This is a genomic window from Staphylococcus sp. SM3655 (assembly GCF_016917315.1).
In the GTDB taxonomy this organism is placed as follows: Bacteria; Bacillota; Bacilli; order Staphylococcales; family Staphylococcaceae; genus Staphylococcus; species Staphylococcus aureus.
In genome coordinates, this window is record NZ_CP070305.1 from 1274293 (window position 1) to 1290947 (window position 16655).

At 32.1% G+C, this 16655-nt stretch carries 17 protein-coding genes and 4 pseudogenes; 15 read left to right on the top strand and 6 right to left on the bottom strand.

Features of this window, described 5'->3' with window-relative positions; all coding sequences use genetic code 11:
* The first annotated feature begins 482 nt into the window (after window positions 1–482).
* The 7 genes from JQN76_RS06275 to JQN76_RS06305 all read left to right on the top strand — a co-directional run bounded on the left by JQN76_RS06275 (window position 483) and on the right by JQN76_RS06305 (window position 5306).
* Window positions 483–1292, top strand: coding sequence for an energy-coupling factor transporter ATPase (locus tag JQN76_RS06275; protein WP_000389652.1), 810 nt, complete (start codon window positions 483–485; stop codon window positions 1290–1292).
* Window positions 1289–2149 (top strand): energy-coupling factor transporter ATPase, encoded by an 861-nt coding sequence (locus JQN76_RS06280; protein ID WP_000155385.1) that lies wholly within the window; start codon window positions 1289–1291, stop codon window positions 2147–2149. The genes JQN76_RS06275 and JQN76_RS06280 overlap by 4 nt, the downstream gene beginning before the upstream one ends.
* The gene (locus JQN76_RS06285) at window positions 2139–2945 is read left to right on the top strand and encodes an energy-coupling factor transporter transmembrane component T family protein (RefSeq protein WP_000791621.1); all 807 of its coding nucleotides are present in this window, start codon (window positions 2139–2141) and stop codon (window positions 2943–2945) included. The genes JQN76_RS06280 and JQN76_RS06285 overlap by 11 nt, the downstream gene beginning before the upstream one ends.
* Window positions 2946–2949: 4 nt before the next feature.
* Entirely contained in the window at window positions 2950–3753 is an 804-nt protein-coding gene (gene truA / locus JQN76_RS06290) for a tRNA pseudouridine(38-40) synthase TruA (RefSeq protein WP_001221855.1), read from the top strand.
* A 239-nt stretch (window positions 3754–3992) separates the two neighbouring features.
* Window positions 3993–4430, top strand: coding sequence for a 50S ribosomal protein L13 (gene rplM / locus JQN76_RS06295; RefSeq protein WP_001250038.1), 438 nt, complete (start codon window positions 3993–3995; stop codon window positions 4428–4430).
* Window positions 4431–4449: 19 nt separating this feature from the next.
* Complete coding sequence (gene rpsI / locus JQN76_RS06300; RefSeq protein ID WP_001790547.1) at window positions 4450–4842, top strand: 30S ribosomal protein S9; 393 nt, start codon at window positions 4450–4452, stop codon at window positions 4840–4842.
* Window positions 4843–5123: 281 nt separating this feature from the next.
* Window positions 5124–5306 carry a hypothetical protein gene (locus JQN76_RS06305; RefSeq protein ID WP_000655246.1) on the top strand — a complete coding sequence of 61 codons (183 nt, stop codon included), beginning with the start codon at window positions 5124–5126 and terminating at the stop codon, window positions 5304–5306.
* Here JQN76_RS06305 and JQN76_RS06310 read toward each other — a convergent pair.
* Window positions 5288–5517: pseudogene (locus tag JQN76_RS06310) on the bottom strand (hypothetical protein). The gene JQN76_RS06305 and the pseudogene JQN76_RS06310 overlap by 19 nt on opposite strands.
* Before the next feature lie 232 nt (window positions 5518–5749).
* Here JQN76_RS06310 and alsS point away from each other — a divergent pair.
* Together alsS and budA are read left to right on the top strand one after the other, a co-directional pair.
* Window positions 5750–7414 carry an acetolactate synthase AlsS gene (gene alsS / locus JQN76_RS06315; RefSeq protein WP_000130155.1) on the top strand — a complete coding sequence of 555 codons (1665 nt, stop codon included), beginning with the start codon at window positions 5750–5752 and terminating at the stop codon, window positions 7412–7414.
* A gap of 36 nt (window positions 7415–7450) precedes the next feature.
* Complete coding sequence (gene budA / locus JQN76_RS06320) at window positions 7451–8155, top strand: acetolactate decarboxylase (RefSeq protein ID WP_000179062.1); 705 nt, start codon at window positions 7451–7453, stop codon at window positions 8153–8155.
* Between the two features lie 386 nt (window positions 8156–8541).
* On the opposite strand, the gene JQN76_RS06325 is transcribed toward budA, so the two are convergent.
* The 3 genes and pseudogenes from JQN76_RS06325 to JQN76_RS06335 all read right to left on the bottom strand — a co-directional run bounded on the left by JQN76_RS06325 (window position 8542) and on the right by JQN76_RS06335 (window position 11766).
* Entirely contained in the window at window positions 8542–8967 is a 426-nt protein-coding gene (locus JQN76_RS06325) for an MAP domain-containing protein (protein ID WP_000769703.1), read from the bottom strand.
* A 188-nt stretch (window positions 8968–9155) separates the two neighbouring features.
* On the bottom strand, window positions 9156–11603 hold the full coding sequence (locus JQN76_RS06330; RefSeq protein WP_047210388.1) for a polysaccharide lyase 8 family protein: 2448 nt from the start codon (window positions 11601–11603) through the stop codon (window positions 9156–9158).
* Window positions 11600–11766: pseudogene (locus tag JQN76_RS06335) on the bottom strand (hypothetical protein). Before JQN76_RS06335 ends, JQN76_RS06330 begins: the two are co-directional and overlap by 4 nt.
* A 244-nt stretch (window positions 11767–12010) precedes the next feature.
* Between JQN76_RS06335 and JQN76_RS06340 the strand changes: the two are divergent.
* The 5 genes and pseudogenes from JQN76_RS06340 (at window position 12011) to JQN76_RS06360 (ending at window position 14561) form a co-directional block, all read left to right on the top strand.
* Entirely contained in the window at window positions 12011–12427 is a 417-nt protein-coding gene (locus JQN76_RS06340; RefSeq protein ID WP_000848406.1) for a MerR family transcriptional regulator, read from the top strand.
* Window positions 12428–12496: 69 nt separating this feature from the next.
* Window positions 12497–13345, top strand: a complete 849-nt coding sequence (locus tag JQN76_RS06345; protein WP_001015500.1) for an aldo/keto reductase — start codon at window positions 12497–12499, stop codon at window positions 13343–13345.
* Between the two features lie 220 nt (window positions 13346–13565).
* Window positions 13566–13691, top strand: coding sequence for a hypothetical protein (locus JQN76_RS06350; RefSeq protein ID WP_001815470.1), 126 nt, complete (start codon window positions 13566–13568; stop codon window positions 13689–13691).
* Window positions 13691–13939 (top strand): annotated as a pseudogene (locus tag JQN76_RS06355) (SAR2788 family putative toxin); the annotation flags it as partial. The gene JQN76_RS06350 and the pseudogene JQN76_RS06355, both read left to right, overlap by 1 nt.
* Window positions 13940–13952: 13 nt before the next feature.
* Window positions 13953–14561 carry a DUF3885 domain-containing protein gene (locus tag JQN76_RS06360; protein ID WP_000273451.1) on the top strand — a complete coding sequence of 203 codons (609 nt, stop codon included), beginning with the start codon at window positions 13953–13955 and terminating at the stop codon, window positions 14559–14561.
* Window positions 14562–14616: 55 nt separating this feature from the next.
* Here JQN76_RS06360 and JQN76_RS06365 read toward each other — a convergent pair.
* Window positions 14617–14818 (bottom strand): annotated as a pseudogene (locus JQN76_RS06365) (hypothetical protein).
* Window positions 14819–14854: 36 nt separating this feature from the next.
* Window positions 14855–15595, bottom strand: coding sequence for an NAD-dependent protein deacylase (locus JQN76_RS06370; protein WP_025175395.1), 741 nt, complete (start codon window positions 15593–15595; stop codon window positions 14855–14857).
* Between the two features lie 241 nt (window positions 15596–15836).
* Here JQN76_RS06370 and JQN76_RS06375 point away from each other — a divergent pair, with 241 nt between their 5' ends.
* Window positions 15837–16592 (top strand): DeoR/GlpR family DNA-binding transcription regulator, encoded by a 756-nt coding sequence (locus JQN76_RS06375; RefSeq protein ID WP_001032739.1) that lies wholly within the window; start codon window positions 15837–15839, stop codon window positions 16590–16592.
* The last annotated feature ends 63 nt before the right edge of the window (window positions 16593–16655 follow it).

Consider the following 16655-nt stretch of genomic DNA (forward strand, 5'->3'; position numbering starts at 1 on the left):
ATGTTTGCCACATACAAATATTGTCTAGCTCAGAGTACCCCATCAACTAAATAAAGATTTAAAGCGTGAACTCAACAAACTTATGATGGGGTGCGCGCTTTTTTATTGAATAAGATATCGGACTTATGAACAGAAATGTTTTTAAGTCCGATTTCTTTATATTTACTTTTTTGAGTGCGAATCTAAAAATATGATGAAGCTAGTTTGATCAATTTCACTAGAACTGAATGAAGTGAAAGTATTATCGTTGAATCAAACGCGACCACCCCTATATTAGTAAATCATTTATTTTATTAACGTTTATACATAATTGTTAGAGAGGAATAAAAGTCCTTATCATTAGTTGTTAAACAACACTTTAAAGACTAGAAATGAGTCAGAAAATACTAGTAATATATAGAGAACCCAGTCAATGTCATATACAGCGATTTATAAATATTGTAAAATATGATAGATACACGAATCGTAAAGGAGAGAGACAAGTGGAGGATAAGAATTCAGTTATTGTATTTAAAAATGTTTCATTTCAATATCAAAGTGATGCATCCTTCACATTGAAAGATGTTTCTTTTAATATACCTAAAGGTCAGTGGACATCTATTGTTGGTCATAACGGTTCTGGAAAATCTACAATTGCCAAGTTAATGATTGGCATAGAGAAAGTTAAATCTGGAGAAATTTTTTATAATAATCAAGCTATAACTGATGATAATTTTGAAAAGTTAAGAAAAGACATAGGAATTGTATTTCAGAATCCGGATAATCAATTTGTTGGTTCAATTGTAAAATACGATGTGGCATTTGGACTCGAAAATCATGCGGTTCCACATGACGAAATGCATAGAAGAGTTAGCGAAGCACTTAAACAAGTTGATATGTTAGAACGTGCAGATTATGAACCTAATGCATTATCGGGGGGACAGAAGCAGCGTGTGGCTATAGCAAGTGTATTAGCACTTAACCCCTCTGTCATTATATTAGATGAGGCGACTTCTATGTTAGATCCTGATGCACGTCAAAATTTATTGGATTTAGTGAGAAAAGTTAAATCAGAACATAATATTACAATCATTTCTATTACGCATGATTTATCTGAGGCGATGGAAGCAGATCATGTTATCGTTATGAATAAAGGGACTGTCCATAAAGAAGGCACAGCGATTGAAATTTTCGACCATGCAGAAGAGTTAACAACAATAGGTCTAGATTTGCCATTCCCAATCAAAATAAATCAAATGCTGGGACACCAAACATCATTCTTAACTTATGAAGGGCTGGTGGATCAACTATGACTATACGCTTTGACAATGTAAGTTATACCTATCAAAAAGGGACACCATACCAGCATCAAGCTATTCATGATGTTAATACAGAATTTGAACAAGGTAAATATTACGCCATCGTTGGACAAACGGGTAGTGGTAAATCAACATTGATACAAAATATTAATGCACTGTTAAAGCCGACTACTGGGACAGTTACAGTTGATGACATTACTATTACACATAAGACCAAAGATAAATATATTAGACCTGTAAGAAAAAGAATTGGAATGGTATTTCAATTCCCCGAATCTCAATTATTTGAGGACACAGTAGAGCGTGAAATGATATTTGGACCTAAAAACTTTAAAATGAATTTAGATGAAGCCAAAAACTATGCCCATCGTCTGTTGATGGATTTAGGTTTTTCAAGAGATGTAATGTCACAATCACCATTTCAAATGTCAGGTGGACAAATGCGTAAAATAGCGATTGTATCGATATTGGCAATGAATCCTGATATTATCGTGGTTGATGAACCCACAGCAGGACTTGATCCACAAAGTAAACGACAAGTAATGCGATTACTAAAGTCACTACAAACAGATGAAAATAAGGCAATTATCCTAATTTCACATGATATGAATGAAGTCGCGCGTTATGCAGATGAAGTCATCGTTATGAAAGAAGGTAGTATAGTGTCGCAAACATCACCAAAAGAGCTCTTCAAAGATAAAGAAAAATTGGCGGATTGGCATATTGGTTTGCCAGAAATTGTTCAGTTACAATATGACTTTGAACAAAAATATCAAACAAAATTAAAAGATATTGCCTTAACTGAAGAAGCATTTGTAAGCTTGTATAAGGAGTGGCAACATGAAAAATAAATTGATTATAGGGCGATATTTACCAATTAATTCTTTTGTTCATCATCTTGATCCAAGAGCAAAGTTAATGTTTGTTTTTCTTTTTATTATATTAATATTTTTCTGTCATTCACCATTAACATATCTTTGGGTGTTTGCACTTATCTTATTCATTATGAGATTAGCAAAAATTCAATTATGGTTCCTAATCAAAGGTTTAACACCAATATTTTTCTTTTTAATCTTCACATTAATGATGCATATATTTTTAACTAAAGGTGGATATGTATTAGTTGAATGGCATGGCATCACGATTGAAACTAATGGTATTTTAGAAGGGCTATATATATCACTGCGTTTAATTGGGATTGTGATGATTGCAACAATTATGACACTATCTACAAGTCCAATTGATTTAACAGATGCGTTTGAAAGATTACTTGCACCACTAAAGATGTTTAAATTACCAGTTCATCAATTAAGTATGATAATGTCCATTGCGTTACGATTCATCCCGACGTTAATGGATGAGTTAGATAAAATTATTTTGGCGCAAAAGTCGCGTGGTTCTGAAATAAGTTCAGGGAACATTGCAACACGTATTAAATCATTTATTCCATTACTAGTGCCACTATTCATCTCAGCTTTCCAACGCGCCGAAGAATTAGCGGTCGCAATGGAAGTTAGGGGTTATGATGCCAATGTTAAGAGAACGAGCTACAGACAGCTTAAATGGCAATTGAGAGATACGTTATCTTTAATCATGATTATCCCAATTGCAATTATTTTATTCGTATTAAAATATTCAGGAGTGTAAATTCATGCGTATATTAGTAGAAATTGCGTATCAAGGAAATAATTTTCTAGGCTTTCAAATTCAACAGAATGGACGTACGGTACAGCAACAATTTGAAAAGCTATTACAACGCATGCATAAAAGACATGTGAGAATCCATCCTTCAAGTAGGACTGATAGAGGTGTACATGCGATACAGCAATACTTTCATTTCGACACAGAGCTGAATATACCTATGTCACAATGGCAATATGCAATGAACCGAACGTTACCTGATGATATTTATGTCAACAATGTAGTTACAGTCGATGACGATTTTCATTGTCGTTACGATTGTGTAGGTAAACGCTATCGATATAAAGTATATCAAGCACAACACCGCGATCCATTTCAAAGTGGTTTGAAAACATTTATTCCTGAAACGTTGGATTTAGATAAAATGAACAGAGCGGCACAACAATTCATAGGTACACATGATTTTACGGGATTTTGTTCGCAAAAAACTGAAGTAGAAAGCAAGGTTAGAACATTATACCAAAGTGAAATTGTAAAGACAGATGATGGCTTTGATTATATTGTCACTGGATCTGGATTTTTATATAACATGGTGCGTGTCTTAGTTGCATTTTTAATAGAAGTTGGAAAAGGACGACATGAAATTTCTGATGTGCCGAAGCTACTTGAATCAAAGAATCGTAAGAATGTTCCTTTCACTGCAACGGCTGAAGGATTATATTTAGAGAAGATTTATTTAGATGAAAATGAGTTATTAAAAGACTTTGGCAACGATATCAAAATACATCGTAAAAAATCATTACAAAATGACTGATTGCCATTGACAAAAAGCTTGTGAAATTATAAGATTATTAACGGTATTGTTTTATATCCACCCCACGATAAGCCCCGGAAACTTATTGTGTTACAAGATATATAAGCAGAAACGAACAACAGTTAACAAAATAAATGAAATTAAACGTTTTAAAAATGAAACAAATGAAATCATCTATTAGGTTATGAAACTGTTTATAGCTTGAATAGAAGCATTTATTTTTTAGGAGGACAATTATTATGCGTCAAACATTTATGGCAAATGAATCAAACATTGAGCGCAAATGGTATGTTATCGATGCTGAAGGCCAAACATTAGGTCGTTTATCATCAGAAGTAGCATCTATCTTACGCGGTAAAAATAAAGTAACTTACACACCACACGTTGATACTGGTGATTATGTAATCGTTATTAATGCATCAAAAATCGAATTTACTGGTAACAAAGAAACTGACAAAGTTTACTACCGTCACTCAAATCACCCAGGTGGTATCAAATCAATCACTGCTGGTGAATTAAGAAGAACTAACCCAGAACGTTTAATTGAAAACTCAATTAAAGGTATGTTACCAAGCACTCGTTTAGGCGAAAAACAAGGTAAAAAATTATTTGTATATGGTGGCGCTGAACATCCACACGCTGCACAACAACCAGAAAACTACGAATTACGTGGTTAATTAGAAGGAGGAAATGACTTTGGCACAAGTTGAATATAGAGGCACAGGCCGTCGTAAAAACTCAGTAGCACGTGTACGTTTAGTACCAGGTGAAGGTAACATCACAGTTAATAACCGTGACGTACGCGAATACTTACCATTCGAATCATTAATTTTAGACTTAAACCAACCATTTGATGTAACTGAAACTAAAGGTAACTATGATGTTTTAGTTAACGTTCATGGTGGTGGTTTCACTGGACAAGCTCAAGCTATCCGTCACGGAATCGCTCGTGCATTATTAGAAGCAGATCCTGAATACAGAGGTTCTTTAAAACGCGCTGGATTACTTACTCGTGACCCACGTATGAAAGAACGTAAAAAACCAGGTCTTAAAGCAGCTCGTCGTTCACCTCAATTCTCAAAACGTTAATTGTCGGACGATATATACAAAACACTTCGATGTTATGTCGAGGTGTTTTTTTGCGTTTGTGTGGGGAATATGAAATGTATGTAGTATAAATGAACTTTCCTTTATTTAATGTCTCAGGAATAGAATAAATTCAACTATGAATTATTGATTTACACGTATAATTTGTACATGCTTACACAATCAAAAGTTTACATTATTAAATTGTCATTTAGCTTGCGGAGGGTAGACGATAACTCAAGAGCCTTAATTAAAAAGTATTATTAAAATAAGGAGTGACTTAATTGAAAGATTCTATATTTTGGAAGAAAGCTTTTATTCCTGTTTATTTTATTGTTGCGATGCTGGTGTTTCTACTTTTTAGGTTTTATATTAAAACAGATAACTTTTCTATGTATTTAATGATTATCTTCTTAATTTGTTTAGGAACTGCATCTATCATTTATAACTATAAAACCAATCGATAAATATAAGTATGAAATGTATAAGTCACAGTTAAATCTAAATCTTGCTGCGGCTTTTTATCGAAATGACAATTTTAAATCGCCAAAAACAACATTTTCAGTCCGTCATAAAACAGCATTTTCAGCCCACCATCGACTAAACACCTCATCCCAAAATATGCTAACAATCCTCCACAACAATCAATCCAACATCCCTCATAATCACAACGCACAAAATCTACTCATGCATTTTTGGAATACTTAGTATTACAAATAACGATTTTTATTCATCTAACAAAGGTTATATAATGTAATGAAGGCAATTTTTATGTATTACAAATCTAATCGTACATGTAAAATTTTGATAAACATCATTAATTTTGCGTAACTATCATTAGATTACAAATCACAATGTAATTACATGTAATACACATCTATACATCACATTTGAAGGGAAATGAATATAAATGACTGATAAAAAGTACACTGCAGCCGATATGGTTATTGATACTTTGAAAAATAATGGGGTAGAATATGTTTTTGGTATTCCGGGTGCAAAGATTGACTATCTATTTAATGCTTTAATTGATGATGGTCCTGAACTTATTGTCACTCGTCATGAACAAAACGCCGCAATGATGGCGCAAGGTATTGGAAGATTAACAGGCAAACCGGGTGTAGTACTTGTTACAAGTGGCCCTGGCGTAAGTAATTTAACGACTGGACTATTAACAGCTACATCTGAAGGGGATCCTGTCTTAGCGTTAGGCGGCCAAGTGAAACGTAATGATTTATTACGATTAACGCATCAAAGTATTGATAATGCTGCTTTATTAAAATATTCATCAAAATATAGTGAAGAAGTACAAGATCCTGAATCATTATCAGAAGTTATGACAAATGCAATTCGAATTGCTACTTCAGGAAAAAATGGCGCAAGTTTTATTAGTATTCCGCAAGACGTTATTTCTTCACCAGTTGAATCTAAAGCGATATCACTTTGCCAAAAACCAAGTTTAGGGGTACCGAGTGAACAGGATATTAATGATGTCATTGAAGCGATTAAAAATGCATCATTTCCTGTTTTATTAGCTGGTATGAGAAGTTCTAGTGCAGAAGAAACAAATGCCATTCGTAAGCTAGTAGAGCGTACCAATTTACCCGTTGTAGAAACATTCCAAGGTGCGGGTGTGATTAGTCGTGAATTAGAAAATCATTTCTTTGGGCGAGTGGGCTTATTCCGCAATCAAGTTGGTGATGAATTATTACGTAAAAGTGATTTAGTTGTTACAATCGGTTATGATCCTATAGAATATGAGGCTAGTAACTGGAATAAAGAATTAGATACGCAAATAATCAATATTGACGAAGTTCAAGCTGAAATTACTAATTATATGCAACCGAAAAAAGAGTTGATTGGTAATATTGCTAAAACAATTGAAATGATTTCTGTCAAAGTAGATGAGCCATTTATAAATCAACAACATTTAGACGAATTAGAACAATTAAGAACACATATTGATGAAGAAACAGGTATCAAAGCGACGCATGAAGAAGGTATTCTACATCCAGTGGAAATTATTGAATCTATGCAAAAGGTATTAACTGATGATACTACTGTAACAGTTGATGTTGGAAGTCACTATATTTGGATGGCACGTAATTTCAGAAGTTATAATCCAAGACATTTATTATTTAGTAACGGCATGCAAACGCTTGGTGTAGCATTACCGTGGGCAATTTCAGCTGCACTTGTACGCCCTAATACGCAAGTTGTATCCGTTGCTGGCGATGGTGGCTTTTTATTTTCATCACAAGATTTAGAAACGGCCGTACGTAAAAATCTAAACATTATTCAACTTATTTGGAACGATGGAAAATATAACATGGTTGAATTCCAAGAAGAAATGAAATATAAACGTTCATCAGGTGTCGACTTCGGTCCTGTAGATTTCGTAAAATATGCTGAATCATTTGGCGCAAAAGGTTTACGAGTTACTAATCAAGAAGAATTAGAAGCGGCAATTAAAGAGGGCTATGAAACAGATGGTCCAGTATTAATTGATATACCTGTAAATTACAAAGATAATATCAAACTTTCAACAAATATGTTACCTGACGTATTTAACTAAAACAAAGATAAATGTTAATGAGGAGTGGGAAATTTTATGGCTAGTGTTTTATATCAACATGGTACATTAGGCACATTAATGGCAGGTTTATTAAAAGGAACTGCATCAATAAATGAATTATTGCAACATGGTGATTTAGGTATCGCTACACTAACAGGTTCAAACGGTGAGGTAATCTTTTTAGATGGAAAAGCTTACCATGCAAATGAACATAAAGAATTTGTAGAATTAAAAGGTGATGAGTTAACACCATATGCAACTGTAACTAAATTCGTAGCAGATACAAGCTATGAAACGAAAGATAAATCTTCTGAAGCAGTTTTTGCGGAAATTAAGGAGAAAATGCTGAGTGAAAATTTATTTTCAGCAGTAAAAATTTCAGGCTTATTTAAAAAAATGCATGTACGTATGATGCCGGCTCAAGAACCACCTTATACACGTTTAATCGATTCAGCTAGAAGACAACCTGAACAAACTGAAACGTATGTCAAAGGTTCAGTCGTTGGTTTCTTTACACCAGAATTATTCCATGGTATCGGGTCAGCAGGATTCCATGTACACTTTGCGAATGATGATCGTAACTTTGGTGGACATGTCTTAGATTTTGAAGTAGAAGATGTTAAAGTAGAAATCCAAAATATTGAAACATTTGAACAGCATTTTCCAATTCATGATGAAGATTTCACTAATGCAAATATTGACTATAAAGATATTGCAGACGAAATTAGAGAAGCTGAGTAATGAATGCAGAAATATAATGACGGTTTATGAAAATTGACTTCATAATGCGCGATTTAGAAATGGTAGTTTGTTAAATATGGTTAAGCATGATTACAATAGAACAAATATATTTATAATTACGTCTAAGTAATAAAATAAATCCCTTCACTATTAGCGGTAGTGAGGGGATTTATTTAGGTTCCAGATATTTGAGATTTGCTGTTATGTTTAGATTATAAATTGTGGTAGACATTAATATCGAATTTACAATTGCATAGGCCAATCTAATCTATTGTCAGTAGAAGCAATCAATAATAAATTACAAGTTCAATCATTCATTTCATACTAAAAAGACAAACGCAATTTTTCAGCGTTTGTCCTGTATAACTATTTTCATTTTCAAATTATTATTTAACTACAATTTGTATTTGTTTGATTGTACTTGAATCAATTGAATTTTTAACGTCGTCATTTTTCTTTAGATTCACTACTTTTTTATTACCATCATTCAAAGTAAGTGTATACGTTGCTATTTGTGCATTATTAATTTTTTCTGTTGTAACACCACGTTGAGAAGCTAATTCATTTTTTATTTTACTGTCAATTTCTTGATAAAGTACCTTTTTATTTTCTGGAAAAACAAAGTAAGTTCGATGTAATGCAGTAATACCATCTACTGAGATCGTGTAAGGTACAGTGTGTTTTCCATCCATTGTCAATTCCTTATAACCGTTATTACTATCTGCAGATGCTTCATGACTCGGTAAAGCTGCACCTACTGTTGATAATAATCCCAATGCTAAAGTGGCAGTAACAAATGATTTTAGTTTCATAACTCAATCTCCTTTTTGTTTTGTAGGATATTACACTATTTGTATAACACGTTTCATAAAGTTTAAAACATACTTTTTGTTTTTTTTATATTTTTGATTTTTAGTAATAGTTTTTAACGAGGGATATGACCCGTGTATTTTGAAAAAAGAATTATAATAAACCATCATGTTACTATAATTTTAAATCATTAATTATCATCTTTATTTAATGTTTGTTGTAATTCAAAGCGCACGCCGGATTCATTAGAAGTCGACGTATTTTTGTTTGTAATAGAGTATCCAGTCATTGAAATTTTAGATTCAATATCTGAAGCGGTATTTGTAGATTCGGGATTATAGAAGCTACATTCATAAGTGTTATCATCTTTGTTTTTAAGAATAAACATTCCTTTGGCTTTAACTTCGACTTTAGTGTTGTTAATGTCAAAAGTTTGAGTGCTATTACTATAATTGACACCAGCCCAAACCGATTCATTATCTTTCACAATGTGGAAGTCATCATCTTGTTTAACGATAGTTACTTGGCTTGCTTTGGATTTAAAATTATCTTTAGATAAGCCTGGATACAAGACATATGCATATTTATCATCTGTATTAGAATGCTTTTGAGTTACTTCATAATACTCATCAGTTTTGTCATCTGACTTTTGACTTTTATTTATATCACTCCACTTACCAGTATGACTTTCTTTTTTTACAGTTATTTTCGATTCGTTTAAAAAATGATAACCGATGTTCTTTTTTGTATCTGTGGACTCTAAAAAGACTGAATTGGTTTCCTGATCATTAATATTTGAAGCGGTTGTTTGTTTATCGTCTGTAAATAACGTATACCCATTCGATTTGCGATTTTCAATCGTTGTCACTGGATTCTTTGATGAATCAGTACTTTTAATGCCAGTTCCTAAGAAGACAATTTTATCGTTTAATATGAAATATGATTTTTTGGCAGTTAAAGTTTTGTCCTGATTTTCAAAATCCATTCCGATACTAGCATGTTGGTCATCGAATTTTGTTCCGCCTACAAAAGTTTTATCGGAGTTCTTATTTTCTTTAGGTTCTTCATTATCTAAAGTTGTAGTACCTGCTAAACGTTTCATATCAGCTGTCGCCCAGAAGTTATCACGGTAGTGTTTCACATCGCTATTGTATAAATAAGACATTCCAGCACCAGTGTGCCAACCTTTTAAGTTCTCTCCGTTGATACTTTCGTAATGTGCGACGTTTTTCGACGTCATACTTAAGCCAAATGCAAAGTCTAAGTCTTTGTTATGATAGGTGACACGATTCATGTCATTATATATTTTAAGTTGTTGTGTTAAACCGTTAGTAGAAATAGTGCTGTCTTCAATTAAAGACTTCATTTTGCTTATATCTGAATAAGAGCTTAAATAATCGTTTTGTTTATAACTTGAATCAGATTTAACAGAAGTTTTAACGATTTGCTTATATTTAGCTTTTGTTGACTCATCCATGGCATCACTTAATCTCAACAATGATTTCATTACAGTTGCAGATGTTGAGTGACTCGTTTCATTTTCACGGCTAATGGCTCTACCACGTGATAAATCCATCATTTCACCTTTATAAATGAGTGGCATAAATCCTTCATCAATCCACGACTTTAATGTTGTATCATTTTGATTACTATCTTTAAAAGGTGTTTCTTTTATCATCGGCATCATTTGAGAAATCCCCTCTAAGAGTACAACGCCATAAGCACCAGTGTATGGGACGTCTTGATGATCAATATAAGAGCCGTCTTTATAGAATCCATTACGTTCTTTACCAGTTGCATTACTTTGAACGTAAGTGAAGACTTTATTAAATGCCTCTATTGATTCTTTCATCATAGTTGCATCTTCTTCGATAATACTTTCTAAAAGTTTTACTTTAGAAATGTCTACTAAATTTCCGCCTTTAGCAGGTTCAGCTTTTCCTACAGAAGATAATATTTCATCACTTTTTGGGGCGAAAGTTTTAATAGGGGCAGTGTATTTTTTCTTTTCTTCATCAGTAAAATCTTCTTTTAAGAGTATAAGGGTATTTGTTAGTGCTCTAGGTGTTCCAATTTCATAATCCCACCAATTTAAGTTTGTATTCTTTTGAGGTGCTGATTTTGAGAAATTTGTTTTTAGTTCTTCAAGTTTTTTCACCGGTTCTTTTCCATAGGCATTTTTATGCAGCCACTCAAGGGCATCTTTAACTTTGTTTTTATTATCCGGAGTATTTAACTTAGTATCTTTATGCTTCATCGCTTCTGCGATTTTCTCAATATTACGATAGGTACGAGTCATATCCGCAGACTTGTTATCTAAATCTTTTGAGTTTTCCCACAAGTATTTCCTATCACTTTCAGTTTTCATTTCCTTGAGTAATTTCTCTGCCTCTTTCTCCGTAGCATCAAACTTCTTCTTCATATCTGGATTATTCTCATCATACTTATCATAACCATAGTTAACGTCCAGCCATGTGTTCCTCAACTTTTCATAATCTGGCGTTTGAACATTCGTATCAGCCACAGCGATTTGATGTTTATCAATACTTCTGAATTCACCACCATTCAAAGTAATCACTCCGGCCATTAATAACGTAATGGTGGATAATTTTTGCCATTTCTTCATTTTATATGTCATTGACATGTCTCCTTTTGTGTTGCGCGTGCGCAATGAATATTATGATTAAATAATGATTCAATTTTTCAAAATTCGTTAACGTATACAAATGACTGTCTACTGTCAAACAATCCACAAAGAATGTTGATGCATATAAACAATCGATCACCCAAATTTTCCGCATCACCCAAAAATTGCAACGAAAATAATTTTTAAAAAATTAAATATTATCAATCTTAGTGATTATATCATTTTAAATATTTAAGTTATACAATTTTTAAAGTAATTAAAAACGATGAAATGTAAAATGTTAAAAAAGAGACAAATTTAAATTTGAGTAATAAAATAAGAGGTATTCAAACGAGGATGGTAATATATAAAGCAACATTACTTAAGATGCCACCAACATAACTGAAAGGATAGTCGCAATGAAAACTATAGAAGTCGTAGCGCTCATGAATATATCTCAAGACACTTTAAGATATTATGAAAAGGTTGGTGTGATTCCACCTGTTAATCGAGATGAAAATGGATATAGAATATATAATGATAGTGATTTAAATTGGATTTATTTAGTGAAAAATTTGCGAAATGCAGGCGTCAGTATTGAATCGCTTATCGAATTTTGCAGGTTAGCGCAGCTTCCTAAAAATGAAAATATTCAAGCACAGCAAAAGCAAATTTTAAATAAGCAACTCGAAGAATTAAATGAAAACTTAAAGACAATTCATGATGCGAGAGATTTACTACAATATAAAATTGATAATTATGATAATCATATTGCTAAAATCAATGCTAGTGATAATTATGATGACAATGTTGAACGTCTTTGGGAGAGAAAGTAAACCTATGGCTTGCTATAGAGTTCGCTCCATGGTTTATAGTGGACTTACAAGATAAAGGAGGTTCATTTTATGAATCATATTGAAATAAGTAAAGATGTAAAGATACCAGTATTAGGCTTCGGAGTATTTCAAATTCCTCAAGAACAAACAGCAGAAGCGGTTAAAGAAGCAATTAAAGCGGGCTATAGACATATTGATACAGCGCAAAGTTATTTAAATGAAACTGAAGTAGGTCAAGGTATTGAAGCTTCAGGTATTGATAGAAGTGAACTATTCATTACGACTAAAGTATGGATTGAAAATGTAAACTATGAAGATACTATCAAATCAATCGAACGATCATTACAACGATTAAATTTAGACTATCTTGATCTAGTGCTTATTCACCAACCTTATAATGATGTATATGGCTCATGGCGTGCATTAGAAGAGTTAAAAGAAAATGGTAAAATTAAAGCAATCGGTGTATCTAACTTCGGCGTTGATCGAATTGTAGATTTAGGTATTCACAATCAAATTCAACCACAAGTGAACCAAATAGAAATTAATCCATTCCATCAACAAGAAGAACAAGTTGCAGCACTTCAACAAGAAAATGTTGTGGTAGAAGCTTGGGCACCATTTGCAGAAGGTAAAAATCAATTATTCCAAAATCAATTGTTGCAGGCCATTGCAGATAAATATAACAAATCAATTGCACAAGTTATTTTACGCTGGTTAGTTGAACGTGACATTGTTGTACTCGCAAAATCAGTAAATCCAGAACGTATGGCTCAAAACTTAGATATATTTGATTTTGAACTTACAGAAGAAGATAAACAACAAATTGCGACATTAGAAGAAAGTAATAGCCAATTTTTCTCACATGCTGATCCAGAGATGATTAAAGCACTTACAAGCAGAGAATTAGATGTTTAATCATAATATAACAAAGTAAATAATTTACATTACGCTAACCTGAAACTTGGATGTTAAAGTCTATGTTTCAGGTTATTTTATTACTCTTAAAAAGTGAAAGGAGCAAGCAAATAAGTTATTATATATTTTTATATTATGTAATAACTTAACTAAGGTTATAATTAGATAATTAATATGTCTTGGAATTAATTATCTAATAAGTTGTATAGCAGGTAGCGATATGACATATAAACACTTTTCTATTATTACATTAATTACAGGTATAATTATGCATATGACAATGTACTTTGTACCATTTGAATGTCGGAAAATGCCATTATTTATGATGATTATTTTTACAATCTAAAAGCAGTAAAGACTCATAATATAGCCAAAAACGTTAATAAAAGTTTATTAAATGACAAGGGTGTGAGTATTGGTAAATTTACTCAAAAGGTTAAAGGGAAAAATCCTACCTGGAGAGATCCAAAAACTAAATGGACTATTTCCAAAAATAAAGGGCAATCACATGGTGGTTCTTATTGGAAGTTAATCAATAACAAAGGAAAAAGAATAGCTTCTTTAACTAAAGAAGGAAAAATCTTAAGGGAATAAGGTGTTGTAAATTATGTACTTTGATATAAATAATTTGGATATAAAAAAGTTGAATTTTAGAAAGGTAAAAAACGCAATTCATTTAAGTTTAAGTGGCGATAAATACCAGTTTTTGGAGGACGGTAAAACTATCAATAATACTTATTTTTTAGCTGTATATGATAATGCAATAAACATTTTTGAAGATTTGTTTTCGCCTTCTGATTCTATAAATTTGGTTCATATAGTATATGTTTATAATGAACCTTATAAGAAAACAAATGTTATAAAAAAATTTACATCGTTAACAATAGATGAATTGTATTACTTTAAAGAATATAAAAAGGAGAAGGATGATAATATTTTGTGCGAGGAGTTTTCATATAAGTGTTCCATAAAAGATATAAAATATAAAAAATTATTAAAAGCTATATCCAATCAAGACTTTAAAGGGTTAGTTCCAAATATCAATCAGAATGATAATTATTCTGAAATATATATAATTAACAATACTAAAAACTTAATATATCATTTATATGATGATAGAGGTCTATGGCTAGCTTTTAATAATAATGAAGATTATGCAAGATATTCTGAAAAATATAATGATTTAATATCGGAATTTGATAATGAAGATATCTAATTTTTTAATATTCGTAGCTTTTATTTTTCTACTTATTTTATGTTTATTTTTAATCTTACAAATGACAAACCATTAAAAGTAGCATCCCAACATCAAACAAAAAACAATCCATCAAATAAAAATCGCTATAAAACCAAGCAAGTCATTCTATACTCAATAAATAAAATTTCTCACTCATTATAATTTGGAATTCCAAATGTCGAATTCCGAAAACCAAACTCCAAATTCCAAAAACGCAACTCCAAAATTAAAAGCATTTCCCGAGTAACAGGGAAATGCTTTTTACGTACTGATTACTCTGTTATTAATGATTTTACAACGGAAACCATGTCGTCATGTATGACCAAAGTAGCGTCGCTATCATAAGGTGTTCGATCTTTATTGATAATAATTAAATTGTCGCCTTTAAAATTTGATATTAATCCTGCGGCAGGTTGTACAACGAGTGATGAACCTAATACAACAAGGGTGTCAGCATGTTCAATTTTATTTAATGCCCTTATGATGGTAGGTTGATCTAACATTTCACCGTATAATACGATGTCCGGTCGAATGGCAACACCACAATTATCACAATGTTTCAAAGTTCTATCAATGACATTTGATTTCGTATAAGATTTATGACATGCATTACAATAAAAACGATTTAACGTGCCATGTAATTCATCAACATGTTGACTTCCAGCGTCTGAGTGCAAACCATCGATATTTTGCGTGATGACACCTAAAGATTGTTGATTACGTTCTAATTTTGCAATCCAATCATGAACGATATTAGGCTTCGTATCGACAAATAGTAAACGCTTATGGCAGAAATTGATAAAACCTTCAGGATCATCTTCTAAATAATCACGGCTTAACAAGTATTCTGGCGAAAGTCCATCTTTTGAAATTTCATCAAATAAGCCACCCATTGAACGGAAATCTGGAACGCCACTTGCGACAGATACACCAGCACCTGTGAAAAATGTAATACGATTCGAACTATCTATAATATGTTTTAATGTCTCTAAATCATTTCTCAAAATAAACACCCCATCAAAATAATGAATGATTTATAACGTCTTTTGCTTTTATTATAGTATATTCATTTTACGATTATCAAAAGCGCAGTTTAAACAGTTCTTTTTAAAAATGAATTATACATATAATCGAACAGTTAAATTATATTAGTTTTTACGCAATTTTTATTATAGAATAAGCATGTATATTAAAATTGATGTCTAAACATAAAGGATAATGACCCATCGCCTAAATAAAGGAGGCAATTTTACATTGAATAAACATGAACGTTTGGACGAAATTGCTAAACTAGTGAATAAAAAGGGCACGATAAGAACGAATGAAATCGTCGAAGGTTTAAATGTGTCTGATATGACAGTTCGAAGAGATTTAATTGAATTGGAAAATAAAGGGATTTTAACGAAGATTCATGGTGGTGCACGCAGTAATTCAACATTTCAGTATAAAGAAATATCGCATAAAGAAAAACATACCCGTCAAATTGCAGAAAAACGATTTATAGCTAAAAAAGCTGCATCATTAATTGAAGATGGGGATACTTTGTTTTTCGGACCAGGAACAACAGTGGAACTATTAGCAGAAGAAGTCAATCATCATACGCTCACAATTATTACGAATTGTTTGCCGGTGTATAAAATTTTGTTAGAAAAACAAACAGCACATTTTCGTGTCTATTTAATTGGTGGTGAAATGCGCCATATTACAGAAGCATTTGTAGGTGAAATGGCGAACGCCATGTTGGAAAAACTAAGATTTAGCAAGATGTTCTTTAGTAGTAACGCAGTAAATAAAGGTGCTGTGATGACATCTACATTAGATGAAGCCTATACGCAACAACTGGCACTCAGTAATTCAATTGAAAAATACTTGTTAATCGATCATACGAAAGTTGGCAAAGAAGATTTTACATCATTTTGTCAGTTAAACGAATTGACTGCAGTGGTCATGGACTATGAAGATGAAGAAAAAGTAGAAACGATTAAAACATATATTGAAGTAGTCGACTAAATTAAAAGTATAACTGCATTGTTAAAATATGTATCTATATGCTCATAAGTGAATGTGAATTTG

Excerpts from the sequence above, each read along its gene's own strand:
- JQN76_RS06280 (WP_000155385.1), top strand. The coding sequence starts at position 1,289 with ATGACTATACGCTTTGACAATGTAAGTTATACCTATCAAAAAGGGACA.
- JQN76_RS06285 (WP_000791621.1), top strand. The coding sequence starts at position 2,139 with ATGAAAAATAAATTGATTATAGGGCGATATTTACCAATTAATTCTTTT.
- truA (WP_001221855.1), top strand. The coding sequence starts at position 2,950 with ATGCGTATATTAGTAGAAATTGCGTATCAAGGAAATAATTTTCTAGGC.
- rplM (WP_001250038.1), top strand. The coding sequence starts at position 3,993 with ATGCGTCAAACATTTATGGCAAATGAATCAAACATTGAGCGCAAATGG.
- alsS (WP_000130155.1), top strand. The coding sequence starts at position 5,750 with ATGACTGATAAAAAGTACACTGCAGCCGATATGGTTATTGATACTTTG.
- budA (WP_000179062.1), top strand. The coding sequence starts at position 7,451 with ATGGCTAGTGTTTTATATCAACATGGTACATTAGGCACATTAATGGCA.
- JQN76_RS06325 (WP_000769703.1), bottom strand. The coding sequence starts at position 8,967 with ATGAAACTAAAATCATTTGTTACTGCCACTTTAGCATTGGGATTATTA.
- JQN76_RS06330 (WP_047210388.1), bottom strand. The coding sequence starts at position 11,603 with ATGACATATAAAATGAAGAAATGGCAAAAATTATCCACCATTACGTTA.
- JQN76_RS06340 (WP_000848406.1), top strand. The coding sequence starts at position 12,011 with ATGAAAACTATAGAAGTCGTAGCGCTCATGAATATATCTCAAGACACT.
- JQN76_RS06345 (WP_001015500.1), top strand. The coding sequence starts at position 12,497 with ATGAATCATATTGAAATAAGTAAAGATGTAAAGATACCAGTATTAGGC.
- JQN76_RS06350 (WP_001815470.1), top strand. The coding sequence starts at position 13,566 with ATGACATATAAACACTTTTCTATTATTACATTAATTACAGGTATAATT.
- JQN76_RS06360 (WP_000273451.1), top strand. The coding sequence starts at position 13,953 with ATGTACTTTGATATAAATAATTTGGATATAAAAAAGTTGAATTTTAGA.